This window comes from Streptomyces sp. HUAS MG56, from assembly GCF_058673395.1.
In genome coordinates this window covers 6,947,761-6,971,836 of record NZ_CM178722.1, presented here as the reverse complement: position 1 = coordinate 6,971,836, position 24,076 = coordinate 6,947,761, and the positions used below count along the sequence as shown (strand labels likewise).

Below are 24,076 nucleotides of genomic sequence, written 5' to 3'. Positions count from 1 at the left end.
CCCGGGTGGCGGGTCACCGGTTTTCCACAGGTCCGGTGTGATGGTCGTACCGCCGGCCGGGTGAGTTGTGGGGCGGGACGGACGACGGCCGACCCCCGTACGGCCCTCCTCCGTCCCGCCCCGGCCCGTCGGCCCGGGGTTCACGCGGTGCGTGGGAGGCGGTGCCGGCGGGCCCGCCCGGTATGGGACTCGGCACCCGTGCCGTCGTGGCCTGCCCGGTCCGCGGGGCGGGCGGCGCGGCGGGCCCGCGCGACCGACCGGGCCAGGCGCTCCTCCTCGGCCGTGCGGATCAGCTGGGCGGTGCGCATCTTGTGGTACTCGAACTCGATCATGACGTGTCCCTCGGTGCGGGCTCGGCGAGCGTCGAAGGCTCGATGAGCGTCGGTGTCGTGCCTCGCGTTCTGCGATGGCTCCACCTTCGTCCGCGAGGGGGGTGCGCCACATCGGGAGAGTTCCGCATCTTCGTGCCCGCCCGCGGCCCGCACGCACGCGTAAGGGTCCCCCACGCACGCGTAAGGGGCCTCAGGGCGCCCGTAAGGTACTCACGGATTCCCTAAGGCCCCTGGGACCTGCGGTTTCTCAGCCCGCCGAGGGCAGGGCCAGCAGTGCGTCGGAATACTTCAGGACGGCCAGGAGCAGGCCGATGACACCGAGCGAGACCCCCGCCCAGGCGACCGACCTGATCCAGGGCGTCTGCGGCCGGCCCGGGGTACCGAACGCGGGGCGGACGAGCACGACCACGCCGGTGAGCAGCGCGGCCAGCGCGAACACTCCGGCCCACATCGCGGTGCTGTGCCAGGCGTCGCCGTAGACCGCCTTGATCTGCTTGGCGACGGTCGCCGTGGAGGAGGTCCGCAGCTGGCCGACGAGCTGCTGGCGGGCCCCGGCCACGGTGCCGATCCAGCCGCCGCTGAGCGAGACCAGGCCCAGTGCGGCAGAGACGACGGCGCCGGCGCCCTGCCCGACACCCGTGGACACCTCGGCCTCCGTCTCGGCGTCCTCCTCCGGCTCGCCGTCGTCCTCCGGTTCCCGGTCCTCCTTCGCCGCCCGGTCCGCCTCGGGCTCCGGGTGCTCGTCGCCGGATCCCGTCCGCGCGGTCTCCTCGACGGCGGTCACGTCCTCCGCCGCGGTCTCGGCGTCACTGTGCGCCGCGGCGCCTTCCTTCGTCTTCGTTGCCATGCCCGGCACCGTACGGACGCTGTCTGAGAGGTCTCTTAATGATCGTTCCGCCCGGTACGCGCGCGTGCCGCGCGCCACTCGGGGGCGAGCACCGACCAGATCTCGGTGCTGGTGCGCACGCCCCGGTGCGGGTAGTTCTCGCGGAGCACGCCCTCACGGGTCATCCCGAGCCGCCGCGCCACGCCGATGCTGGGCTCGTTGGCCGAGGAGACGTGCCACTCCACGCGGTGCATGCCGCGCTCCTCGAACGCCCAGTCCAGCAGCACCCCCAGCCCCCGGGTGACCAGTCCGCGCCCGGCCGCCGCCGGCTCCAGCCAGCAGCCGGCCTCGCACACGCCGCTCGGGGTGTCCCACACGCGGAACAGCAGCCCGCCGACCAGCGTGCCGTCCAGCCAGATGCCGTGCAGACTCCCGCCGTCGGCGGCCCGCTTGTCGGCGTACGCCTTCAGCCACGCACGCGCGCCGTCCAGGTCGGACACCACGTCCGGCAGCCCGACGTGCCGGCCGATGAACTCCCGCCCCCGGTCGATGTTGGCGAGGACCTCCTCGGCGTGCCACACCTCCAGCGGCCGCAGCTCGGCGCCGTCATCGCCCAGGGATATCGCGTACATCGGGTTCCTGTTCCTCGTCCAGCCGTGCCATCGAGACGTCCCCGAGCCTCTCATGTGCGCCGCGGCACTCCGGCGGCTCGATGCTGATGCGCGGCAGGCGGCGCTCCAGCCAGGCGGGCAGCCACCAGTTGGCGGCGCCGAGCAGGTGCATCAGGGCGGGCACGAGCAGCGTGCGCAGCACGAAGGCGTCGAGGGCGACGGCGGAGGCCAGCGCGATGCCGAACATGGCGATGACCCGGTCGCCGCTGAGCACGAAGGCGAGGAAGACCGAGATCATGATGACCGCGGCGGAGTTGATGACCCGGCTGGTCTCGGCGAGGCCCACGCGGACGGCGCGCCGGTTGTCGCCGGTCTCCAGCCACTCCTCGTACATCCGGCTGACCAGGAAGACCTGGTAGTCCATGGAGAGCCCGAAGAGGACCGAGACCATGATCACGGGCAGGAAGGGCTCGATGGGCCCGGCCCGGCCGAGGCCGAGCAGTTCGCTGCCCCAGCCCCACTGGAAGACGGCGACGACGATGCCGAACGCGGCGGCCACGGCGGCGACGTTCATCACGGCGGCCTTCGCCGGGATGCCGAGCGAGCGGAAGGCGACCAGCAGCAGGAGGCAGCCGAGTCCGACGACCGCGCCGACGAACAGCGGGAGTTTGCCGACGATCACATCCGCGAAGTCGTCGTAGCCGGCGGTCACTCCGCCGACCTGGACGTCGAGGGAGGTGCCGGTCTCCGCGCGGGGCAGGACGTCGTTCCGCAGCCGGTCCACGAGGTCGCTGGTGTCCTGCGACTGGGGCGCGGAGGCGGGGACGACCGTGAGGTAGGCGGTCTCGCCGCCGGCGCCGTAGACGACCGGGGTGGCGGAGGCGACGCCGGGGGTGGTGCGCAGGGTGTCGTCGAGGTTGTCCAGGGCGAGCTTGTCGGCGGCCCCGTCGACCCGGGTCACCAGGGTGAGCGGTCCGTTCACGCCCGGTCCGAAGCCCTCGGCGAGCAGGTCGTAGGCCTTGCGGGTGGTGGAGGTGCGCGGGTCGTTGCCCTGGTCGGAGGTGCCGAGGTGCAGCGAGAGGGTCGGCACGGCGAGGACGGCGACGACGGCGACGGCGAGCGCGCCGAGCAGTCTGGGGTGGCGTTCGACCAGCGCCGACCAGCGGGCGGCGAGTCCCGTGGGCAGCTCCGGGCCCGGTCCGTGCGCGGCGAGATGGCGCCGCTCGCGGCGGCTGAGGGCGCGCGGACCGATGTACGACAGCAGGGCGGGCAGCAGCGTGACCGAGGCGGCGACGGTGAGCACGACCGTCAACGAGGCGGCGACGGCGACCCCGTTGAGGAAGCCGAGGCGCAGGATCAGCATCCCCAGCAGGGCGATGCACACCGTCGCACCCGCGAACACGACGGCCCGTCCGGTGGTGGCCACGGCGTTCACGGCGGCCTCGGTGACGCTCAGCCCGCGTTTCAGACCGCGCCGGTGTCTGGTCACGATGAACAGCGCGTAGTCGATGCCGACGCCGAGCCCGATCAGCATGGCGAGCATGGGCGCGAAGTCGGCGACGGTCAGAGCGTGTCCGAGCAGCCCGATGCCGGAGTACGCGGTGCCGACGCCGACCAGCGCGGTGGCGATGGGCAGGGCAGAGGCGGCGGGCGAGCCGAAGGCGAGGAACAGCACGACGGCGGCGACGAGCACGCCGACCAGTTCGGCGGTGTGCTCGCGCGGGGACGCGGTGAGCCCGATCGCGTCGCCGCCCAGCTCGACCTGGAGCCCGTCGTGCGCGGCGGCCTTGGCGGTGCTCACCACGGCCTGCGCCTCGGACCTGCCGATCTCCTCGGAGGGCTGGGTGAAGGTGACGGTGGCGTAGGCCGTGCGGCCGTCGGCGCTGATCCGGTGGGCGCCCTGGGGGCCGTACGGGCCGGTCACGGAGGCCACGCCGGGCAGGGCGGCGATCCGGTCGAGGGTGCGGGTCATGGTCTGCTCGACGCCGGCGGCGCGGACGGTCTCGCCGCCGGTGTGCCAGACGACGGTGTCGTTGTCCCCGCCCAGCCCCGGAAAGCCCTGCTTGAGCAGGTGCTCCGCCCGGCCGGACTCGGTGCCCGGGACCGCGTAGTCGTTCGAGTAGGACGTCCCGGCGACGGCGGCGGCCGCACTCACCCCGCCGAAGGCGAGCAGCCACAGCAGCACGGTGATCAACCGGTGCCGGACACACCAACGGGCGAGGTCTGCCACGGACGTGCTCCCAGAATCGCGATGTGTGGATCTTTGGCCGGGAACAATCGTCCATGAACTGAACAGCCCGCAAAGAACGGATGAGCAAGCGCAAGACACTCTTGCAGGCGAATGTGATCCTTTGCCGTGTTCGTGGGCTTCTTCACACGAGTGGGTGGGAGGTCACAGACAGTCCCGTAAACTCTGTCGCTTTATCGGGCACTTACTTCGGTCTTCAGTCGGACTGGTCCCCCAGCGCCATGACCATCGTCCCGGCGATCATCAGCCACAGCGCCCTGCGGGTACGGCCCCTGGCCCCGAGCGCGGCGGCGAGGGCGCACACGGCGGCCCCCAGGCCGTAGGCGGCGGGTACGCGGGCGGAGGCGGCGCCGGTGAGCTTGAACAGCGAGGCGGCGAGCCCGGCGAGGGTCAGCAGCACACCGGTGCCGACGGCCAGCCAGCGGGCCCGGCGGGCGTCTTCGACGTGGTCCGCCTCGTCCTCCGCCTCGGTTATGGCGGGTCCGGTGTCGGAATCGGTACGTGTGCTCATGGCGGGCGAGCGTAGTGCCTGTGCCCGGCAGGCATGCGAACGGCCCCGGAGGACATGCCTCCGGGGCCGCGCACAGCCATACACAGCGTGGGCTCAGCCCTCGCTGACGCCCAGCTTCTCCAGGATCAGCTCCTTGACGCGGGCCGCGTCGGCCTGGCCCCGGGTGGCCTTCATGACGGCGCCGACCAGGGCGCCGGCCGCGGCCACCTTGCCGCCGCGGATCTTGTCCGCGACGCCCGGGTTGCCGGCGATGGCCTCCTCGACGGCGGCGGTCAGCGCGCCCTCGTCCGAGACGACCTTCAGACCGCGCTTGTCGACGACCTCGTCCGGGGTGCCCTCGCCCGCGAGGACGCCCTCGATGACCTGGCGGGCCAGCTTGTCGTTCAGGTCGCCCTTCGCGACGAGCTCGGTGACCCGGGCCACCTGCTGCGGCGTGATGGCCAGCTCGTCCAGGGACGTGCCGGACTCGTTGGCGCTGCGCGCCAGTTCGCCCATCCACCACTTGCGGGCGGAGGCCGCGTCGGCACCGGCGTCGATCGTGGCGACGATCGGGTCCAGCGCGCCGGCGTTGAGGATCGCCTGCATGTCGGTGGCCGTGATGCCCCACTCGGCGAGCAGCCGGGTACGGCGGGCCAGCGGCATCTCCGGCAGCGCGGCGCGGATCTCCTCGACCCACTCACGGGAGGGGGCCACGGGGACGAGGTCGGGCTCGGGGAAGTACCGGTAGTCCTCGGCCTCCTCCTTCACGCGGCCCGAGGTCGTGGACCCGGTGTCCTCGTGGAAGTGGCGGGTCTCCTGGACGATCGTGCCGCCGCCGGAGAGCACGGCCGCGTGGCGCATGATCTCGAAGCGGGCCGCACGCTCCACGGAACGCAGCGAGTTGACGTTCTTCGTCTCGGAGCGCGTGCCGAACTTCTCGGTGCCGTTCGGGCGCAGCGACAGGTTCACGTCGCAGCGCATCTGGCCCATCTCCATGCGGGCCTCGGACACGCCGAGGGCACGGATGACCTCGCGCAGCTCACGGACGTACGCCTTCGCCACCTCGGGGGCGCGCTCGCCGGCGCCCACGATCGGCTTGGTGACGATCTCGATGAGCGGGATGCCCGCGCGGTTGTAGTCCAGCAGCGAGTGCGAGGCGCCGTGGATACGACCGGTCGCGCCGCCCACGTGCGTGGACTTGCCGGTGTCCTCCTCCATGTGCGCGCGCTCGATCTCCACGCGGAAGGACTCGCCGTCCTCCAGCTGCACGTCGAGGTAGCCGTTGAAGGCGATCGGCTCGTCGTACTGGGAGGTCTGGAAGTTCTTCGGCATGTCCGGATAGAAGTAGTTCTTCCGGGCGAAGCGGCACCACTGCGCGATCTCGCAGTTCAGCGCGAGGCCGATCTTGATGGCGGACTCGACGCCGGTCGCGTTGACGACCGGGAGCGCGCCGGGCAGGCCGAGGCAGGTCGGGCAGGTCTGCGAGTTGGGCTCGGCGCCCAGCTCGGTCGAACAGCCGCAGAACATCTTGGTCCTGGTGCCGAGTTCGACATGGACCTCAAGGCCCATGACGGGGTCGTACGACGCCAGCGCGTCCTCGTACGACACCAGGTCGGTCGTGGTGGTCACGGTGAAAACTTCCCTCTCAGCCCAGCAGGACGTCGTCGTCGCCCAGCCGCTTCAGCTCGCGGTAGAGGATGGCGAGGCCGGTGACGATCGCGACGGCGGACACGGTGGCGTCGATCAGGCGCAGCGTGTCGTGCTCGGCGCGGGCCTTCTTGATCTGCTTGGCCACACCGATCGCGCCGAACGCGGTCGTGCCCATGGACAGGTACGTGCCGGACTTCGACTTCTTGAAGCCCTTGGCCTTCGACAGTGCGTTGCTCACAGCGACGGAGCCTCCTCCAGCAGCGGGTGTCCCCACTTTTCCACGAAGGCGGCCTCGACGGCGGCGCCCACCTTGTACAGCCGGTCGTCCTGGAGCGCCGGGGCGATGATCTGCAGGCCCACCGGGAGGTTGTCCTCCGGGGCGAGGCCGCAGGGCAGGGACATGGCCGCGTTGCCCGCCAGGTTGGTCGGGATGGTGCACAGGTCCGCGAGGTACATGGCCATCGGGTCGTCGGCGCGCTCGCCGATCGCGAAGGCGGTGGTGGGCGTCGTGGGGGACACGATCACGTCCACCTGCTCGAAGGCCTTCTCGAAGTCCCGCGTGATGAGCGTGCGGACCTTCTGGGCGGAGCCGTAGTACGCGTCGTAGTAGCCGGAGCTCAGGGCGTACGTGCCGAGCATGATGCGGCGCTTGACCTCGGGGCCGAAGCCCGCCTCACGGGTGAGGGAGGTGACCTCCTCGGCCGAGTGCCCGCCGTCATCGCCGGTGCGCAGGCCGTAGCGCAGGCCGTCGAAGCGGGCGAGGTTGGAGGAGCACTCGGAGGGCGCGATCAGGTAGTACGCCGACAGGGCCAGGTCGAAGGACGGGCAGTCCAGCTCGACGATCTCGGCGCCCAGCTCCTTCAGCAGCTCGACGGACTCGTCGAAGCGCTGGATGACACCGGCCTGGTAGCCCTCGCCGCGGAACTGCTTGACCACGCCGACGCGCATGCCCCGCACCGAGCCGTTGCGGGCGGCCTCGACGACCGCCGGGACCGGGGCGTCGATGGAGGTGGAGTCGAGCGGGTCGTGCCCGGCGATGACCTCGTGCAGCAGCGCCGCGTCCAGGACCGTACGGGCGCAGGGTCCGCCCTGGTCGAGGGAGGACGAGAACGCCACCATGCCGAAGCGGGAGACCGCGCCGTACGTCGGCTTCACACCGACCGTGCCGGTGACGGCGGCCGGCTGGCGGATGGAGCCGCCGGTGTCGGTGCCGATGGCGAGCGGGGCCTCGAAGGAGGCGAGGGCGGCGGAGGAACCGCCGCCGGAGCCGCCGGGGATCTTGGTCAGGTCCCAGGGGTTGCCGGTCGGGCCGTAGGCGCTGTTCTCGGTGGAGGACCCCATGGCGAACTCGTCCATGTTGGTCTTGCCGAGGATGACGACGTCGGCGGCCTTGAGCCGCTTGGTGAGCGTCGCGTCGTACGGCGGGATCCAGCCCTCCAGGATCTTCGAACCGACGGTCGTGGGCACGCCCTCGGTCGTGAAGATGTCCTTGAGCGCGAGCGGGACGCCGGCCAGCGGGCCGAGCTTCTCGCCGCGGGCCCGCTTCTCGTCCACGGCGCGGGCCTGGGCGAGGGCGCCCTCACGGTCGACGTGCAGGAAGGCGTGCACCTTCTCGTCGACGGCCTCGATGCGGGCGAGGTGGGCCTCGGTGACCTCGACGGCCGTGAGCTCGCCGGAGGCGATCTTCTCGGCGATCTGCGCGGCCGTGAGCTTGATGATGGTGCTGTCCGTCATGTCGGTCACTCCTCCCCCAGGATCTGCGGCACCTTGAAACGCTGCTGCTCCTGGGCCGGGGCGCCGGAGAGCGCCTGCTCGGGGGTGAGCGAGGGACGGACCTCGTCCGCGCGCATGACGTTCGTCAGCGGGAGCGGGTGCGAGGTCGGCGGTACGTCTTGGTCGGCGACCTCGCTGACGCGGGCCACCGCGCCGATGATGTCGTCCAGCTGTCCCGCGAAGTGGTCGAGTTCTTCGGGCTTCAGCTCCAGACGCGCCAGCCGGGCGAGGTGGGCGACCTCCTCGCGCGTGATGCCAGGCATGCAGCGATCCTCTGGGGTGAGTGTGTGTGGTTTGGGGCTGGGGGCTGGCGTCGCATTTCCGCCGTCCGCCCGAAGGGCGGGTCGCGCGGCGTCTGGCGCGTGCGATCGCAAGGCGCCGGAGCGCCCTCGTGGCGGAGCCACGTGGGCGATTCGGCAACGCAGCGAGCGTGCGTGCCAGGCGTCGCGCGGCAGGCGGGAATGTGACGCCAGTCCCCAATCCTATGGGGCGGGGCCCTGTGCCCGTGAAACGGTTTCCCGGGGCGCGGCCGTCAGCGGTGTCGTCAGCGGTGCCGGCCGTCCCAGGCGTCGCTCCTCAGGAAGTGGTTGTCGTACAGCTCCTGGACCTCCAGCAGGCTCTCCGGGGTGACCTCGCCGAGGCGGATGCGCTGGAGGTGGCGGAAGTACTCGAAGCGCTCGACGCCGGGCGCGATCACGATCAGGATGTCGGCCGGGCTGCCGGGGGCCGCGGCGAAGGCATGGGGCCGGTCCGGCGGGACGATGATCAGGTCCCCGGGCCCGGCAGTGACCACGTCGTCCCCGGAGAGGAAGTCGGCGGCACCGTCGAGCAGGAAGAACATCTCGGCGGAGTTGTGGTGCACATGCGGTCTGGCGCCGTCGGCCCCCTCGGCGAGGGTGACCCGGACCGTGGACAGCGCGCCGCCGCTGGCACTGCTGTCGGCGAGCAGCTTGACGCCGGTGGGAGCCTGACCGACGACTTCGGCCTCGGCGTCCCGGACCACCACGGTGTCGTCGAACCTGGGCACGAACAGAGACATCGCACATCCCCCTTGTGTGGAGCCGGCCGGTGCGGGGCCGGACCGCGAAGAGCGGTCCGGCACTGATCAGTACAACGACCTCGGGGGCGAAGCGGATCCCGGACGCGACGGCTTTCGTGCCGCCGTCGCACAGGACGATCACCGACGGATCGGCCGGCGCAGCTCCTGGTCAGCCACTTCAGCGCGCCGTAGTGGCGCGGGGCGGGAAGGTCACTCGGCGCTGGGGAGTGCCGCCCGCGGCCGCTGCCATCCCCGCGACCCCCGCGCCAGCAGCCACGCCGTGGTCTCCTCCGGCGGCATCGCGGCGGCGACCAGCCAGCCCTGCACCGCGTCGCACCCCATGTCCCGCAGCCGCTCCCAGGTCTCGTCGTCCTCCACGCCCTCGGCGACGACGAGCAGCCCCAGCGAGTGCGCCAGGTCGACCGTGCAGCGCACGATCTCCGCGTCCTCGGTGTCGACGGCCAGCCGGGCCACGAAGGAGCGGTCGATCTTCAGCTCGCTCACCGGCAGCCGCCGCAGATGCACCAGCGACGAGTACCCGGTGCCGAAGTCGTCCAGCGACATCTTCACGCCGTGCCCGGTGAGCCCGGCGAGGGTGTCGGCGGCGCGCTGCGGGTCCTCCAGCAGGACGTGCTCGGTGATCTCCAGCTGGAGCGCCCCCGCGGGGACCCCGTGCCGGGCCAGCCGCGCCGCGACCGAGCCGGCGAAACCGGGCGTGTGCACATCGCGCGGGGAGACGTTCACGGCCACCGGCACCCGCAGCCCCTGGGCCCGCCAGCGGGCGACCTGCCCGAGCGCGGTCTCCAGCACGTACTCCGTCAGATGGGGCATCAGCCCGGAGGACTCGGCGATCGCTATGAACTCGTCCGGCGGCACCTTCCCGCGCTCGGGGTGGACCCAGCGCACCAGCGCCTCCAGGCCGGCGACCTGGCCGTCGAAGCGGACCTTGGGCTGGTAGTGCAGCTGCACCTCGTGCGCGTCCAGCGCCCGGCGCAGATCGCCCAGCAGGCCGAGGCGGTCGGGAGTGTTGGAGTCCCGCTTGGACTCGTAGACCTCGACGCCCGTACGGTCGCGCTTCGCCTGGTACATCGCCACGTCCGCGCGGCGCAGCAGTCCCTCGGCGTCCAGGGCGTGGTCGGGGAAGACGGCGACGCCCGCGCTGGCCTCCAGGACGAGGGTGAGGCCGTCGAGGTCGAGCGGGGAGCTGAGGGCGGCGACGAGGCCGCGGGCGACACGGGTGGCCGACGTGGTGGAGTCGGCGACGGGCAGTAAGACCGCGAACTCGTCGCCGCCGAGCCGCGCGGCCTCCGCTCCGCGCGGCAGGGCGAGGCGCAGCCGGTCGGCTATCTGGAGCAGCAGCCGGTCACCGGCGAGATGACCGAGGGTGTCGTTGACCGACCGGAAACGGTCGAGGTCGATCAGCATGAGGGCGGAGCGGGCGCTGATGCGTTCGGCGTCGTCGAGCGCGGTCCAGATCCGCTCCAGCAGCCACTGCCGGTTGGGCAGCCCGGTCAGCGGGTCGCGCAGCTGCTCCTCGGCCCGCGCGCGGGCCATCCACAGGGTGGAGTCGAGGGCGATGAGCGGGATCGCGAACAGCGGCAGCAGGATCGGCTGGGCGTCGGCGACGACACACAGCAGGGGCGCGATGCCGAGCAGCGCGACGGCGAGAAGGCCCTGCCGGACCAGGGACGCCCGGTCGACGGTGGGCACCTTGCCGTCGACCGGAGCGTGCAGGTACCACAACAGGCCGCGGCTGACCGCGAGGTAGACACCGGCGACGAGGACGACCTCCGGCGCGGTGGGGATGCTCCAGCTCTCCGGCCGCCAGGGTGTCTCGACGCTCGGGACCCGGCCGAACGCGCCGAGGAGCAGCGCGCCGGCGCCGATGCCGAGGAGGTCCACCGCGCCGTGCAGGACGCCCTGGCGCCAGCGGTGGCGGCGGGCGATGCCGACCAGGACGACGACGGTGAGGCTGACCATCCCGGCGGGCACCCAGCCGTAGAGCAGCAGGACGGCGAGGGTGAGCGCGGCGCCGGAGCCGGTGCCGCCCCACCAGCGGGCGCGGCCCAGCATGACGAGGTGGCCGACGATGACGCCGGTGAGCAGGGCCAGCGACCAGCCGACGGTGCCGCCCGGGAAGAGGGCGTGGTGACCGGCGAAGGCGCGGTAGAAGCCGGCGGCCAGGACGAGGGCGGCGCCGGCCACGAGGGCCGCGGGCAGGGCGGGCCAGGGCAGGCGCCGGGCCGGCCCGGCGTCGGTTCCCGTCCCGGGCCCGCCCGGCCCGGTCAGGCCGCGGGCCGGTTCGACGGCGGTCACGGGTATCGGCGGATGGGCCTCGGCTACGGCGCCCGGACCGGCCCGGCGGACCCGGCCCGCCGCACGCCCGTCCGCCCGTACCGCCCACCGGGTCCCCCGCCAGGCACCCGCGCGACGGCGCAGACGCAGCCGTGAGTCCGGGGCGACGCTCTCGGTCGGTTCCATTCCCGTCCCTCTCACACCCGGCGGTGCCCACGCCACGCGGCCCGATGTCCGACACCCATCAGCGGCTCCGCGTTGAAGAAACGTTCCCCGCGCCTTGGGAGCGCACGGGAATGCCCCGACCGCAGCTGGGCACGGCAGGCGCACACCTCAACAGTAGGCCGCTGAAGGCTTCCACGGGCACCGGTCGTCGACGGTTGCCCGAATGCGCCCAGGCCACCCGTATGCATCTGATATGCGCCGATCGGGTGGCCTTCAACCGCTACTCCTCGGTCGGAAGCGCGACTTCGGCCGCGGCGTCCGGGCCCTGCTCCAAAAGGACGGCGAAACCGTCCTCGTTCAGGACCGGAACCTTCAATTGCATGGCCTTGTCGTACTTCGAGCCGGGATTGTCACCCACAACGACGAACGACGTCTTCTTCGATACGGATCCGGTCACTTTCGCGCCCCGGCTCTGAAGCGCGTCCTTGGCACCGTCCCGTGTGAAGTTCTCCAGCGTTCCGGTGACGACGACGGTGAGCCCCTCCAGCGGGCGCGGGCCCTCATCTTCGCCGGTGGACTGGTCCTCCAGCGGGACTCCGGCGGCCTTCCACTTGCGGACGATCTCCCGGTGCCACTCCTCGGCGAACCATTCCTTGAGCGCGGTCGCGATGATCGGGCCGACGCCGTCGGTGGCCGCCAGCTCTTCCTCGCTGGCCTGTTCGATACGGTCGATGGAGCGGAACTCGCGGGCGAGGGCCTGCGCGGCCACCGGTCCGACGTGCCGGATGGACAGTCCGTTGAGGAATCGCGCCAGCGGGCGCTGCTTGGCCGCCTCGATGTTCTCCAGCAGGGCGAGGGTGTTCTTCTTCGGCTCACCCTTCTGGTTGGCGAAGACGGTGACGACCTTCTCCTCGCCCGTCTTGGGGTCACGCTTGGGCAGACCGCTGTCGGGGTCGAGGACGTAGGCCTTGATGGGCAGCAGCTTGTCCACCGTCAGGTCGAACACGTCGCCCTCGTCCACCAGCGGCGGGTCGGCCGGCTCCAGCGGGCGGGTGAGCGCGGCGGCGGCCACCGCGCCGAAGCCCTCGATGTCCAGGCACTCACGGCCCGCGAGATAGGTCACGCGCTCGCGCAACTGGGCCGGACACGTACGGGCGTTGGGGCAGCGGAGGTCGATGTCGCCCTCCTTCATGGGCCGCAGCGGCGTGCCGCACTCCGGGCACTCGGCCGGCATCACGAACTCCCGCTCGCCGCCGTCCCGCAGGTCGACCACCGGGCCGAGGATCTCCGGGATGACGTCACCGGCCTTGCGGATGACGACCGTGTCACCGATGAGGACGCCCTTGGCCTTGACGACCTCCTGGTTGTGCAGGGTGGCGAACTCGACCTCGCTGCCCGCGACCGTGACCGGCTCCACCTGGGCGTACGGCGTGACGCGGCCGGTGCGGCCGACGCCCACCTTGATGTCGATGAGCTTGGTGTTGACCTCTTCCGGCGCGTACTTGTAGGCGATCGCCCAGCGCGGGGCCCGCGCGGTGGAGCCGAGTCGGCCCTGGAGGCGGATCTCGTCCAGCTTGACGACGGCGCCGTCGATCTCGTGCTCCACCGAGTGGCGGTTCTCGCCGTCGTAGTGGGCGATGAACTGCCGTACGCCGTCGAGGTCGTCGACCACCCGGTTGTGCGGCGAGGTGGGCAGGCCCCAGGTCTTCAGCAGGTCGTACGCCTGGGACAGCCGGGTCATGCCCGTGAAGCCCTCCAGGGCGCCGATGCCGTGGACGACCATGTGCAGCGGGCGGGTGGCGGTGACGCGCGGGTCCTTCTGGCGCAGCGAACCGGCGGCGGCGTTGCGGGGGTTGGCGAACGGCTTGTCACCGGCGGCGACCAGGCGTTCGTTCAGCTCCAGGAACTTCTCCATCGGGAAGTAGACCTCGCCGCGGATCTCCACCAGGTCCGGGACCTCGTCGCCGTGCAGCCGGTCCGGGATCTCGGTGATCGTACGGACGTTGGGCGTGATGTCCTCGCCGGTACGGCCGTCGCCGCGGGTCGCCGCGCGCGTGAGGCGGCCGTGCTCGTAGGTGAGGTTGACCGCGAGGCCGTCGACCTTCAGCTCGCACAGGAAGTGGTACTGCTGGTCGCCGAGTTCGCGCGCGATGCGGTCGGCCCAGGCGGCCAGTTCCTCGTCGTTGAAGGTGTTGTCGAGCGACAGCATGCGCTGGCGGTGCTCGACCGCGGTGAACTCCGTCTCGTACGACCCCGCGACCTTCTGGGTGGGCGAGTCCGGGGTGCGCAGCTCCGGATACTGCTCCTCCAGGGCCTCCAGAGTCTTCAGGAGCTTGTCGAACTCGGCGTCGCTGACGACGGGAGCGTCCTTCACGTAGTACCGGAAGCGGTGCTCCTCGATCTGCTCAGCGAGCTGCGCGTGCTTGTCCCGTGCCTCGGCGGGCACTGCCGTCTCCGCCTGCTGCTTGTCGCCGGCCACCGTGTTGTCCTCCCGTTACTCTGGGTTGTCCGCGAGGGATCTCGCCGCCCGGACGCAGTGGGCGAGGGCCTGGCGTGCGTACGCCGGGGAGGCGCCCGCCAGACCGCACGCCGGGGTCACCGTGACGGCCTGCGCGAGCAGCCCCGGTTGCAGCCCCAGCCTGCGCCACAGCGTCCTGACACCCATGACGCTACCGGCAGGGTCTGACAATGGGCCGTCCGTGCCCGGCACGACACCGGCGAACAGCCGCGTGCCGCCCTCGACGGCCTCGCCGATCGCATCGTCGTCACGCTCGGTGAGCAGCGAGAAATCGAAGGAGACGGCGTGCGCGCCGGCCCGCCGCAGCAGGGCGAACGGCACGTCGGGGGCGCAGGAGTGGACGGCGACGGGGCCGTCGCCGTGTACGGCGATGACGTCCCGGAGGGTGGCCTCGACGACCTGGCGGTCCACGGCGCGGTGGGTGCGGTAGCCGCTGGCGGTGCGGACCTGGCCGCGCAGGACGGCGGTGAGCGTGGGCTCGTCGAGCTGGAGGACGAGGCGGGCGCCCGGGACACGGCGCCGTACCTCGGCGAGGTGGAGCCGCAGCCCCTCGGCGAGGGAGGCGGCGAGGTCGCGGCAGGCGCCGGGGTCGGAGAGGGCGGACTCGCCGTTCCTCAGCTCCAGGGCGGCGGCGAGCGTCCAGGGGCCGACGGCCTGCACTTTGAGGTCGCCCTCGTAGCCCTGGGTGAACTCCTCCAGGGCGTCCAGGTCCTCGGCCAGCCAGGACCGGGCACGCTTGGTGTCCCGGCCCGGCCGGTCGCCGATCCGCCAGCCGCTGGGCTCCACGCGCGCGTACAGCTCGACCAGCAGACCGGCGCTGCGGCCGATCATGTCGGCGCCCGGCCCGCGCGCGGGCAGCTCGGCGAGGTGCGGAAAGTCCTCGAAGCTGCCGGTGACGGTCTTTGCCGCTTCCCTGGCGTCCCCGCCGGGCATGGATCCGACGCCGGTGGCCGCGGGGAACCTGAACTGGGTGTTCTCACTCACCTCGGCAGGGTATGCCGTGGCCGCGGCGGGGAGCTGCGCGCCCCGGACCCTCGAGGTCAGCGCCCCGGCCGTACCGTCAGGTCGTTGACCTCCGCGTCCCTCGGCAGGTCCAGGGCCATCAGGATCGTCGTCGCGACCGACTCGGGGTCGATCCACTGCCCGGCGTCGTAGTCCTTGCCCTCCTGCTGGTGCACCTTCGCCTGCATGGGGCTCGCCGTGCGCCCGGGGTAGACCGAGGTGACGCGGACGCCGTTCGCGTGCTCCTCGTGGCGCAGGGAGTCCGCCAGGGCCTTCAGACCGTGCTTCGAGGCGGCGTACGCGGACCAGTTGGCGTGGGCGCTCAGGCCGGCGCCGGAGTTGACGAAGAGCACATGACCGCGGGCGGCCCGCAGCTGGGGCAGGAAGTGCCGGGTCAGCTCGGCGGGCGCGATCAGGTTGACGTTGAGCTGGTGGTGCCAGGACTTGGGGGTCAGCTCGCCGACCCCGCCGAGGTCGACGACCCCGGCCACGTGCACGAGGCAGTCCACGCGGTCGGGGAGGGTCTGGTGCGAGAAGGCCCAGGAGAGGCGGTCCGGGTCGGCGAGGTCTCCGACCAGCGTGCGGGCGCCGGGGAACTGCGCCGCCAGCTCCTTCGCGCGGCCCGCGTCGCGCGCGTGGAGGACGAGTTCGTCCCCGCGCGCGTGCAGACGGCGGGCGACGGCGGCGCCGATACCGGAACCGGCGCCGGTGATCACATGTGTAGCCATGCCCGCCATGCTCGCATCAGCGGCCGCCCGCCCCCGCGGCGGTGCCTCATGCCGCGGACTCCAGGTGGGCCAGCGCGGCGGCCGGCTCGGCGGCGAAGAACATCAGCTCGGCCAGCGGGCGCGGCAGGAAGCCCTCGGCCTCCATGCGGCGGAACTGCGTCTCCAGGCCGTCGTAGAAGCCCGCGGTGTTCAGCAGGACGACCGGCTTTTCGGCGCGCCCGTGCTTCTTCAGCTCCAGGATCTCGGTGGCCTCGTCCAGCGTGCCGGTGCCGCCCACCATGATCACCACGGCGTCGGCCTTCTCCAGCAGCAGCCGCTTGCGCTCGGCGAGGTCGGGGGCGATGACCATCTCGTCGGCGCCGGGGCGCGCCTTGTTCGCGAGGAACTCCACGGAGACGCCCAGCAGCCTGCCGCCCGCCTCCTGCACGCCGTCGGCGACGACCTTCATCAGGCCGACGTCGGAACCGCCCCAGACCAGTGTGTGACCGGCCCTGCCGAGCAGTTCCGCGAACTCGCGCGCGGGGCGCGTGTAACGCTCGTCGAGGTCGGCGGCGGACAGGAAGACACAGATGTTCATGGCCTCTACCGTACGCGGGCCGATCGCGGGCCGTGCCCGGGAAGAACCGGGCGCCCGGCGGTGCTTCCCTGATATGGCCGAAGGACACACCATCACCATCGAGCAGGGCGAGCGGCACGTGCGCGTGGTGCACGGAGACCTGGTGCTCGCGGAGACCGACCGACCCCTGGTACTGCGCGAGACGGGCTGTCCCCCGCGGTACTACATCCCCGCCGAGGACGTACGCCTCGACCTGCTGACGCCCTCCGACACCCACACCGTCTGCCCCTTCAAGGGCACGGCGTCCTACTGGTCCCTGGCGGACGCGCCGGACCTGGTCTGGGCGTACCCGGACCCGAAGCCGGAGGTGGCGGGCATCAAGGACCACTACTGCTTCTACGAGCCCGAAGTGTCATGATCTGCGCGGCACCGACGTGTCGTGAGCGATGAGTACCGGCCGGTGCGGCAGTCTGCACCGGCATGGACAAGAAGACGACGTCACGCGACGGCACCGCCCTCGCGTACGAAGTGACCGGCCAGGGGCCCGTGGTGATCCTGGTGTGCGGCGCGATGTCCACCGGGGGCACCGTGGCGCCCCTGGCCGCGCGGCTCGCGGACCGCTGTACGGCCGTCGTCTACGACCGCCGGGGCCGCGGGGCGAGCGACGACACGGCGCCGTACGCGGTCGCGCGCGAGGTCGAGGACCTGGCCGCGCTGGTCGACGCGGTCGGCGGGGACGCCGCGCTGTTCGGGGTCTCGTCGGGCGGCGCGCTGGTGCTGCGGGCGGCGGCGAGCGGGCTGCCGGTGCGCCGGGTGGCCGTGTACGAGGTGCCGTACGCCGACTTCCTCCAGGGCGGGGCCGAGCGGGAGGCCGCGTACAAGCGGGCCCTGACCGAGGCGCTCGCGGCCGGCCGGCGCGGGGACGCGGTGGAGCTGTTCCTGCGGCTGACGGGCCTCGGCGAGGAGATGATCCGGGGCGCCCGCGACTCGCCGATGTGGGCCGGCATGGAGGCCGTCGCCCCGAGTCTCGCGTACGACGACACGGTCATGGGCGACGGGCTGCTCCCCCGGGAGGAGCTCGCCGCGATCTCCGTGCCCGTGCTGTCCGTCGCGGGCGGGGCGAGTCCGGCGTGGATGCGCGAGGCGTCCCTCGCGGTCGCCGACACCGTGCCCCAGGGCTCCCACCGGGTCCTGGAGGGGCAGACCCACATGGTGGAGCCGGAGGTGCTGGGGCCGGTGCTGGCGGACTACTTCACGGCCTAGGCCCCCTGCGGGCCGGCCCCGTAGTACCGGAGGGCTACAGCGCGTCGGCTGTCGCGCGCGTGGTCGTCGCGATCGTCGCCGAGCCCACCACGCGCGTGCCGTCGTACAGGACGATCGCCTGGCCGGGGGCGACGCCGCGGACCGGCTCGGTGAAGGTCACGCGCAGCTCGCCGTCGACCGGCTCGGCGGTGGCCTCGGTCTCGCCGCCGTGCGCGCGCAGCTGGGCGGTGTAGGTGCCGGGGCCGGCGGGGGCGGTGCCGCACCAGCGGGGCTTGATCGCGGTCAGGCCCACCACGTCCAGGGCGGCGGCCGGGCCGACGGTGACCGTGTTGGTCACCGGGGAGATGTCGAGGACGTAGCGCGGTTTGCCGTCGGGGGCGGGCGTGCCGATCCTGAGGCCCTTGCGCTGGCCGATGGTGAAGCCGTACGCCCCGTCGTGGGTGCCCAGCCGGGTGCCGGACTCGTCGACGATGTCGCCCTCGGCCTTGCCGAGCCGCCCGGCGAGGAAGCCCTGGGTGTCGCCGTCGGCGATGAAGCAGATGTCGTGCGAGTCGGGCTTCTTGGCGACGGCGAGGCCCCGGCGCTCGGCCTCGGCGCGGATCTCGTCCTTGGTGGTGACCGTGTCGCCGAGCGGGAACAGGGCGTGGGCGAGCTGCTTCTCGTCCAGCACACCGAGGACGTACGACTGGTCCTTGGCCATGTCGGAGGCGCGGTGCAGCTCGCGGGAGCCGTCCTCGCGCACGATCACCTTGGCGTAGTGCCCCGTGCACACCGCGTCGAAGCCCAGCGCGAGCGCCTTGTCGAGCAGCGCGGCGAACTTGATCTTCTCGTTGCAGCGCAGGCAGGGGTTGGGGGTGCGGCCGGCCTCGTACTCGGCGATGAAGTCCTCGACCACGTCCTCGCGGAAGCGGTCGGCGAGGTCCCAGACGTAGAACGGGATGCCGATGACGTCGGCCGCGCGGCGGGCGTCGCGTGAGTCCTCGATGGTGCAACAGCCCCGCGCGCCGGTGCGGAAGGACTGCGGGTTCGCGGAGAGCGCGAGGTGGACGCCGGTGACGTCGTGCCCGGCTTCCGCGGCGCGCGCGGCGGCGACGGCGGAGTCGACTCCGCCGGACATGGCGGCGAGGACACGGAGGGGGCGCTGCGGGGTCTCAGTCATAGCCCTTCCAGGGTACGGGGCCCCGGGAGGCGACTCCGTAAAAAATCAAGGCCCAGACCCCTTGCATGCTATTCGGACCGATTTATCCTGGAAATAGACCTACGAGACGAGTGAGGGAGTCCAAGCGGAGTAGCCGACTTCAGCGAGAGATACAGGATCTCCCTTCACCGAGAGGTACGAGATCTCCGCTGGTGCCGACGTCGACGCTCGGGCTGAGAGGCCGGAAGGTCGCAAGGACTGGACCGGAAGGCGACCCCCAGCTACCTGATCCGGACAATACCGGCGAAGGGAACCCGCCTCGTAGGTCGCATCATGCAGCGGTGCCGCTCCACGGCGTGGAGCGGCACCGCTGCGTCTCAGCTCAGGCCCGCGGCGCGCGCCCGTTCCACCGCCGGGCCGATCGCCTTGGCCACCGCCTTCACGTCCGCCTCGGTCGAGGTGTGCCCGAGGGAGAAGCGCAGGGTGCCGCGGGCCAGCTCCGGGTCCGTGCCGGTGGCCAGGAGCACATGGCTGGGCTGGGCGACGCCCGCGGTGCAGGCGGAGCCGGTGGAGCACTCGATGCCCTGGGCGTCCAGCAGGAGCAGCAGGGAGTCGCCCTCGCAGCCGGGGAACGTGAAGTGGGCGTTGGCCGGAAGTCGCCCCTCGGGGTCCGGGTCACCGCCGAGTATCGCGTCCGGCACGGCGTCGCGCACGGCCTCGATCAACCGGTCGCGCAGCGCGCCGACTTCGCGGGCGAAGCCCTCGCGCCGCTCGGCGGCGAGCCGGCCGGCGACGGCGAAGGAGGCGATGACGGGGACGTCGAGGGTGCCGGAGCGGACGTGCCGCTCCTGGCCGCCGCCGTGCAGCACGGGGACGGGGCTGTACTCACGGCCGAGCAGCAGCGCGCCGATGCCGTACGGGCCGCCGATCTTGTGGCCGGACACGGTCATCGCGGCGAGGCCGGAGGCGGCGAAGTCCAGCGGGACCTGACCGAAGGCCTGGACCGCGTCGGAGTGCAGCGGGATGCCGAACTCGGCGGTGACGTCGGCGAGTTCACGGATCGGCAGGAGCGTGCCGATCTCGTTGTTGGCCCACATCACCGTCACCAGGGCGACGTCGTCGGGGTTGCGGGCGATGGCCTCGCGCAGCGCCTCGGGGTGGACGCGGCCGTAGGAGTCGACGGGAAGGTACTCGACCGTCGCGCCCTCGTGTTCGCCGAGCCAGTGCACGGCGTCGAGGACGGCGTGGTGCTCGACGGGGCTGGACAGCACCCGGGTGCGGGCCGGGTCGGCGGCGCGGCGGGACCAGTACAGGCCCTTGACGGCGAGGTTGTCCGCCTCGGTGCCGCCCGAGGTGAAGACGACCTCACTGGGGCGGGCGCCCAGTGCTTCCGCGAGGGTTTCGCGGGACTCCTCGACGGTACGGCGGGCCCGGCGGCCGGCCGCGTGCAGGGAGGAGGCGTTGCCCGTGATGCTCAGCTGGGCGGTGAGTGCCTCTGCCGCCTCCGGGAGCATGGGGGTTGTCGCGGCGTGGTCGAGGTAAGCCATGGTGCCCTGATTCTACGGGGCCTCCTCGGTCCGTCTCGGCCGCGGATGCGCCAAGCTGCGCGCTCACCCCGACTCGGCGGTGAGGCGCCCGGTACGGCCGGGCCGTACCCCCTGCGCACTCCGGGCCCTACAGGCTCCAGGACACCGTGTGGCTCAGCTGCATCGACAGGACCAGGACCGCCAGGTCCGCGGCGCCCAGGGCGAGGCCCAGCCAGGCGCGGCCGCGGCGGACGGTGCCCCGCCACAGGGAGACCACGGCCAGGGCGATGGCGATCGGGCCGAGGAAGATGTTGAGGACGAGCAGGCCGAGCAGGCCGAGGATGAAGGACGCCACGGCCATGCCGTCGGCGTCGCGCGGTCCCCGCCGGGTGTCGGTGCCGCTCGTGACCGGTGCGGTGAGTTGCATGATGCTCAAGCTCCAGGAAGTCGTGGCGGACGGTCAGTTGGCCTGCGTGCCGCGTCGGCGGCCGATGCGCTCGCGGATCGCGAAGGCGCCGAGCCAGACGGCGATGACGGCGGCGATGAGGGCGGTGACGGTCAGCGGTGCGTGGGCGACGGTGCCCAGCACGACGCCGAAGAGCATGAGTGCGGCGACGAGGAACAACATGGGATCAGATCCCCCCTCCGAGAGGCCTCGCACCGGCCCGGTCCGGGCCGGCGTCGGGGCCGGTGTGAAGTTTGGGTGAACAGTTGTAGTAACAGTTGTTCACTGACTTAGAGTCTAGCGCCTTCCGCGGCTTTCCAATTCCAGAGAACAGTTGTTAACTGGATGACATGAGTCACACCTTCGGCATCCGGCAGGCGCAGAAACAGAAGACCCGGCAGGCGTTCCTCGACGCCGCGCTCGCGCTGCTGGAGGAGCAGAGCCTGAGCAGCCTGGGTCTGCGCGAGGTCACCCGTGCCGTCGGTGTCGCCCCGACCGCCTTCTACCGGCACTTCCGCTCGACCGCCGACCTCGGGGTGGCGCTGGTCGACGAGGCGCTGGGCAGCCTGCACCCGATGGTGCGGACGACGGTGTCGACGGCGGGCGGCAGCGAGGAGCGCATCACCCGCGCCATCAAGCTGATCTCACACCACGTGGACACCCACCCCGCGCACGTCCGCTTCATCGCGCGCGAGCGGCACGGCGGGGTCCAGCCGGTGCGGGAGGCGATCCGGGCCCAGCTGGAGCGGTTCGCCGAGGAGGTCAAGGCCGAGCTGGCCAAGGACCCGGAGGCCGCGGGCTGGAACGACGACGACCTGCTGATGCTCGCGCACCTCTACGTCGACCAGATGCTCATCACCGCCTCCCTGTTCCTGGAGGCGCAGGAGGCCCCGGCGGAGGAGCGGGAGCGGGTCACGCAGCGCGCCCTGCGACAGATGCGGCTCATCACCGTCGGCCGCAGCCACTGGCTCGACTGAGCGGACGCGCACGAACGGCGGGAGCGGCATGCTCGACGCGTACCGCCCCCGCCGTCGTACGGCCGTCAGCCCTGCCGGGCCCGGCCCCCGCTCCGTCCGCCGCCCGGGCCACCGCCGCAGCCGCCCTGCCCGCCGGGTCCGCCGCTCGGCCCGCCCGAGGCGGCACCCGTCGGCTTTCCGGCCGGCTTCCCGGTCGGCACTGCGGACGGCACTGCGGACGGCGTGCCGGTCGGCTTCGCCGTGGACACCCCCGAGGGCAGGCCGGACGGAGCCCCGCCCGGCCGGCGGGAGCCGCCGGCGCCGGGCATACCGGACGGCGCCGTACAGGCCTGCTGCCCGCCGGAGTTGCCACCGCCGGAGGACGGCGAGGAGGACGCGGACGGCGACGAGTCGCCCGAGCCGCACGCGGCCAGCAGCAGCGGGGAGAGCGCCAGCAGGGCGACGGCGGGGGCGAGACGGGCACGCTTCATGAGGACCAGCTCCGGTGCGGATGAGGATTTCCTGAGAGCCGCACTCAACCAACGCTGTCTTGGCGGCACTTGGGCCCCTCCTGTCCGCCGGCTGTCGATCCCGGGTCAGGGGCCCGGCTGGTACAGGGCCGTGACACGACGGGCACCGGCCAGCAGCTCCGCGCGCGCCTCGGGCGGGTCGAGGACCTCCACCTGATCGGAGAAGGCGAGGAGTTGGCGCACCGCGCGGAGCACCGGGTACCTGAGCCGGACGGTGACCCACTCCCCCGTGCCGTCGTCGTCGGGCACGGCGGTCAGCTCGGCGGCCGCCATCCGACGGAACAGATCCAGCCGGGCCCGCCGGACCCGTGCGGTGACCTCGATCCCGCCGTCCCGCTCCTCCACCTGGCGGCGCAACACCTCCCAGACGTCGGCGAGTTCGACCCCGGCGCGGCGCCGCACGGGGTCGTCGAGGAGCCGGGCCGAGCGCACCCGGTCGGCCCGGAACAGCTGCGGGCGGCCGCGCCGGTCGGCGATCAGGTACCAGACCCCGGCCTTGGCGACCAGTCCGTACGGGTCCACGGTGTACGTCCGCGGTTCCCGCTCCCCGCTGTGCCGGTAGCGCAGGCGCAGGCGCCGGTCGGAGAAGACCGCGTCCTGGAGGGCCGCGAGGTCCGCCGCCTGCCGGGGTCCGCCGCGCCAGCGGGTGGCGTCGACCAGGATGCGCCGGCTGGTCACCTCGGCGGCGGGCCGGTGCGGCGCCGGGAGTGCGGCCATCACCTTGCGCAGGGCCGAGCCGAGGGCCGCGTCGAGGCCGAGCGCGGCGTGGGTGCCCTGGGCGGCGAGGACGAACAGGGCGCGGGACTCGTCGGCGGTCAGTCCGGTGACGTCGGTGCGGAATCCGGCGAGGAGTTCGATGCCGCCGTGCCGGCCGCGCTCGGCGTACACCGGGACGCCGGAGGCGGACAGCGCCTCGATGTCGCGGTAGACGGTGCGGACCGACACCTCCAGCCGGCCGGCGAGTTCGCGCGCGGGGACCCGGCCCCGGGTCTGGAGGAGCAGCAGGATCGACAGCAGCCGGTCGGACTTCACGCGCTCAGCGTGCAGCGCGACCAGGCCGCGCGCAAATGTTGACGGCTTCTGTCAGGTTATCGAGAGAGGCTCGGTTCACCGAACGGCACGCAGCCGCACCGACCGCGGCACCCCGAGGAAGAGGAACGCCCCATGGCCAGCACCGGCTTCACCGACCCCCGCCCCGTCCACGTCCGCGCCACCGAACAGGCGGCCGCGCTGATCGGGTCCGTACGGCCCGCCGACCTGGCCCGCCCGACGCCGTGCAGCGCGTACGACGTACGCGCCCTGCTCGGCCACGTCGTCGGCGGCACCCTGCGCCTCGCGGTGGTCGGCGAGGGCGGCGACGGGCTCGCCGTCGTCCCGGCCGTGGAGGGCGTCGAGGACGACGGCTGGGCGGCGGCCTACGACGAGGTCAGGACCCGCGCGCTCAAGGCCTGGGAGAGCGACGAGCGGATGACGACGCCCGCGCGCGTGCCCTGGGGCGAGGTCCCGGGTCACGCGGCGCTCTCGGGCTACGTGATGGAGATCGTCACCCACACCTGGGACCTGGCCGAGGGCCTCGGCCGACCCTGTGAACTCGACCCGGACCTGGCCGGGTTCGCGCTCGCCATCGCCCGCGCGGTGCTGCCCGACTCCCGCCCCCGCGACGTCGCGTCCCCCGACGCCGCCGACCGCAAGCCCCCCTTCCACCCCCGCCGCCCGGCCCCCGGCAACGCCGGCCCCTACGAAGAACTTGCAGCCTGGCTCGGCCGCGAGCCCCTCGTCCGCCCCTGACACACCGCGGACCGCGCTTCACCGCGCACCAGGAGCGCCACCGGGCGGACGGAGCACCGCCGCGCGGCCGGGAGTCCGACTGGTGGGCGGGGGTCCGCAGATGCCGCGTGCGCCGACCGGAGGCGGCAGGCCGGGGGCGGCACCGCGAGCCGCAACCAGCCTGACCGGCAGGCCACGCGGGCGGGCCTGGCACACCG

General features: G+C 72.6%; 25 protein-coding genes. 4 read left to right on the top strand and 21 right to left on the bottom strand.

Annotated elements, in window-relative coordinates:
* Positions 1 to 140: 140 nt before the first annotated feature.
* From AC4OXY_RS32960 to AC4OXY_RS32890, 15 genes are all read right to left on the bottom strand, one after another.
* A complete protein-coding gene (locus AC4OXY_RS32960) occupies positions 141 to 332 on the bottom strand; it encodes a hypothetical protein (protein ID WP_356037167.1) in 192 nt (63 codons plus the stop codon).
* A gap of 247 nt (positions 333 to 579) precedes the next feature.
* Positions 580 to 1,179: a hypothetical protein gene (locus tag AC4OXY_RS32955; RefSeq protein ID WP_491991525.1), complete on the bottom strand. Its 600-nt coding sequence runs from the start codon at positions 1,177 to 1,179 to the stop codon at positions 580 to 582.
* Between the two features lie 35 nt (positions 1,180 to 1,214).
* On the bottom strand, positions 1,215 to 1,790 hold the full coding sequence (locus AC4OXY_RS32950) for a GNAT family N-acetyltransferase (protein ID WP_362822398.1): 576 nt from the start codon (positions 1,788 to 1,790) through the stop codon (positions 1,215 to 1,217).
* A complete protein-coding gene (locus tag AC4OXY_RS32945; RefSeq protein ID WP_491991524.1) occupies positions 1,765 to 3,999 on the bottom strand; it encodes an MMPL family transporter in 2,235 nt (744 codons plus the stop codon). The genes AC4OXY_RS32950 and AC4OXY_RS32945 overlap by 26 nt, the downstream gene beginning before the upstream one ends.
* A gap of 214 nt (positions 4,000 to 4,213) precedes the next feature.
* The gene (locus tag AC4OXY_RS32940; protein ID WP_356037157.1) at positions 4,214 to 4,528 is read right to left on the bottom strand and encodes a hypothetical protein; all 315 of its coding nucleotides are present in this window, start codon (positions 4,526 to 4,528) and stop codon (positions 4,214 to 4,216) included.
* Positions 4,529 to 4,621: 93 nt separating this feature from the next.
* Entirely contained in the window at positions 4,622 to 6,136 is a 1,515-nt protein-coding gene (gene gatB, locus AC4OXY_RS32935) for an Asp-tRNA(Asn)/Glu-tRNA(Gln) amidotransferase subunit GatB (RefSeq protein WP_356037154.1), read from the bottom strand.
* A 16-nt stretch (positions 6,137 to 6,152) separates the two neighbouring features.
* Entirely contained in the window at positions 6,153 to 6,395 is a 243-nt protein-coding gene (locus tag AC4OXY_RS32930; protein ID WP_158925082.1) for a hypothetical protein, read from the bottom strand.
* On the bottom strand, positions 6,392 to 7,891 hold the full coding sequence (gene gatA / locus AC4OXY_RS32925) for an Asp-tRNA(Asn)/Glu-tRNA(Gln) amidotransferase subunit GatA (protein WP_376289358.1): 1,500 nt from the start codon (positions 7,889 to 7,891) through the stop codon (positions 6,392 to 6,394). The genes AC4OXY_RS32930 and gatA overlap by 4 nt, the downstream gene beginning before the upstream one ends.
* A gap of 5 nt (positions 7,892 to 7,896) precedes the next feature.
* Positions 7,897 to 8,193 carry an Asp-tRNA(Asn)/Glu-tRNA(Gln) amidotransferase subunit GatC gene (gene gatC, locus AC4OXY_RS32920; protein WP_006130840.1) on the bottom strand — a complete coding sequence of 99 codons (297 nt, stop codon included), beginning with the start codon at positions 8,191 to 8,193 and terminating at the stop codon, positions 7,897 to 7,899.
* A 281-nt stretch (positions 8,194 to 8,474) separates the two neighbouring features.
* Entirely contained in the window at positions 8,475 to 8,969 is a 495-nt protein-coding gene (locus AC4OXY_RS32915) for a cupin domain-containing protein (protein WP_376289361.1), read from the bottom strand.
* Positions 8,970 to 9,179: 210 nt separating this feature from the next.
* Positions 9,180 to 11,450 (bottom strand): putative bifunctional diguanylate cyclase/phosphodiesterase, encoded by a 2,271-nt coding sequence (locus tag AC4OXY_RS32910; protein WP_362822401.1) that lies wholly within the window; start codon positions 11,448 to 11,450, stop codon positions 9,180 to 9,182.
* A 259-nt stretch (positions 11,451 to 11,709) separates the two neighbouring features.
* A complete protein-coding gene (ligA, locus tag AC4OXY_RS32905) occupies positions 11,710 to 13,908 on the bottom strand; it encodes an NAD-dependent DNA ligase LigA (RefSeq protein WP_356037144.1) in 2,199 nt (732 codons plus the stop codon).
* Positions 13,909 to 13,923: 15 nt separating this feature from the next.
* Complete coding sequence (locus AC4OXY_RS32900; RefSeq protein WP_356037141.1) at positions 13,924 to 14,931, bottom strand: methionine synthase; 1,008 nt, start codon at positions 14,929 to 14,931, stop codon at positions 13,924 to 13,926.
* 56 nt (positions 14,932 to 14,987) lie between these two features.
* On the bottom strand, positions 14,988 to 15,686 hold the full coding sequence (locus AC4OXY_RS32895) for an SDR family oxidoreductase (RefSeq protein ID WP_356037139.1): 699 nt from the start codon (positions 15,684 to 15,686) through the stop codon (positions 14,988 to 14,990).
* 37 nt (positions 15,687 to 15,723) lie between these two features.
* Positions 15,724 to 16,254 (bottom strand): LOG family protein, encoded by a 531-nt coding sequence (locus tag AC4OXY_RS32890; protein ID WP_491991523.1) that lies wholly within the window; start codon positions 16,252 to 16,254, stop codon positions 15,724 to 15,726.
* A gap of 73 nt (positions 16,255 to 16,327) precedes the next feature.
* Here AC4OXY_RS32890 and AC4OXY_RS32885 point away from each other — a divergent pair, with 73 nt between their 5' ends.
* Entirely contained in the window at positions 16,328 to 16,651 is a 324-nt protein-coding gene (locus tag AC4OXY_RS32885) for a DUF427 domain-containing protein (protein WP_356037134.1), read from the top strand.
* A gap of 62 nt (positions 16,652 to 16,713) precedes the next feature.
* Positions 16,714 to 17,496, top strand: coding sequence for an alpha/beta fold hydrolase (locus AC4OXY_RS32880; RefSeq protein WP_356037131.1), 783 nt, complete (start codon positions 16,714 to 16,716; stop codon positions 17,494 to 17,496).
* A 34-nt stretch (positions 17,497 to 17,530) separates the two neighbouring features.
* Here the strand turns inward: AC4OXY_RS32880 and mnmA are convergent, their stop codons facing one another.
* The 4 genes from mnmA to AC4OXY_RS32860 all read right to left on the bottom strand — a co-directional run bounded on the left by mnmA (position 17,531) and on the right by AC4OXY_RS32860 (position 20,788).
* A complete protein-coding gene (gene mnmA / locus AC4OXY_RS32875) occupies positions 17,531 to 18,655 on the bottom strand; it encodes a tRNA 2-thiouridine(34) synthase MnmA (protein WP_356037129.1) in 1,125 nt (374 codons plus the stop codon).
* 356 nt (positions 18,656 to 19,011) lie between these two features.
* Positions 19,012 to 20,181, bottom strand: a complete 1,170-nt coding sequence (locus tag AC4OXY_RS32870; protein WP_356034594.1) for a cysteine desulfurase family protein — start codon at positions 20,179 to 20,181, stop codon at positions 19,012 to 19,014.
* Positions 20,182 to 20,308: 127 nt separating this feature from the next.
* The gene (locus AC4OXY_RS32865; RefSeq protein WP_356034592.1) at positions 20,309 to 20,587 is read right to left on the bottom strand and encodes a DUF4190 domain-containing protein; all 279 of its coding nucleotides are present in this window, start codon (positions 20,585 to 20,587) and stop codon (positions 20,309 to 20,311) included.
* Between the two features lie 33 nt (positions 20,588 to 20,620).
* A complete protein-coding gene (locus AC4OXY_RS32860) occupies positions 20,621 to 20,788 on the bottom strand; it encodes a hypothetical protein (protein WP_356034589.1) in 168 nt (55 codons plus the stop codon).
* A 167-nt stretch (positions 20,789 to 20,955) separates the two neighbouring features.
* Between AC4OXY_RS32860 and AC4OXY_RS32855 the strand changes: the two genes are divergently transcribed.
* Entirely contained in the window at positions 20,956 to 21,582 is a 627-nt protein-coding gene (locus AC4OXY_RS32855) for a TetR family transcriptional regulator (RefSeq protein WP_356034586.1), read from the top strand.
* 65 nt (positions 21,583 to 21,647) lie between these two features.
* Here the strand turns inward: AC4OXY_RS32855 and AC4OXY_RS32850 are convergent, their stop codons facing one another.
* Both AC4OXY_RS32850 and AC4OXY_RS32845 read right to left on the bottom strand, forming a co-directional pair.
* Entirely contained in the window at positions 21,648 to 22,052 is a 405-nt protein-coding gene (locus AC4OXY_RS32850) for a hypothetical protein (RefSeq protein WP_491991522.1), read from the bottom strand.
* A gap of 105 nt (positions 22,053 to 22,157) precedes the next feature.
* Positions 22,158 to 23,123 carry a helix-turn-helix transcriptional regulator gene (locus AC4OXY_RS32845; RefSeq protein ID WP_491991521.1) on the bottom strand — a complete coding sequence of 322 codons (966 nt, stop codon included), beginning with the start codon at positions 23,121 to 23,123 and terminating at the stop codon, positions 22,158 to 22,160.
* Positions 23,124 to 23,255: 132 nt separating this feature from the next.
* Here AC4OXY_RS32845 and AC4OXY_RS32840 point away from each other — a divergent pair, with 132 nt between their 5' ends.
* Positions 23,256 to 23,879 (top strand): TIGR03086 family metal-binding protein, encoded by a 624-nt coding sequence (locus AC4OXY_RS32840; protein WP_402070000.1) that lies wholly within the window; start codon positions 23,256 to 23,258, stop codon positions 23,877 to 23,879.
* Positions 23,880 to 24,076 lie beyond the last annotated feature (197 nt).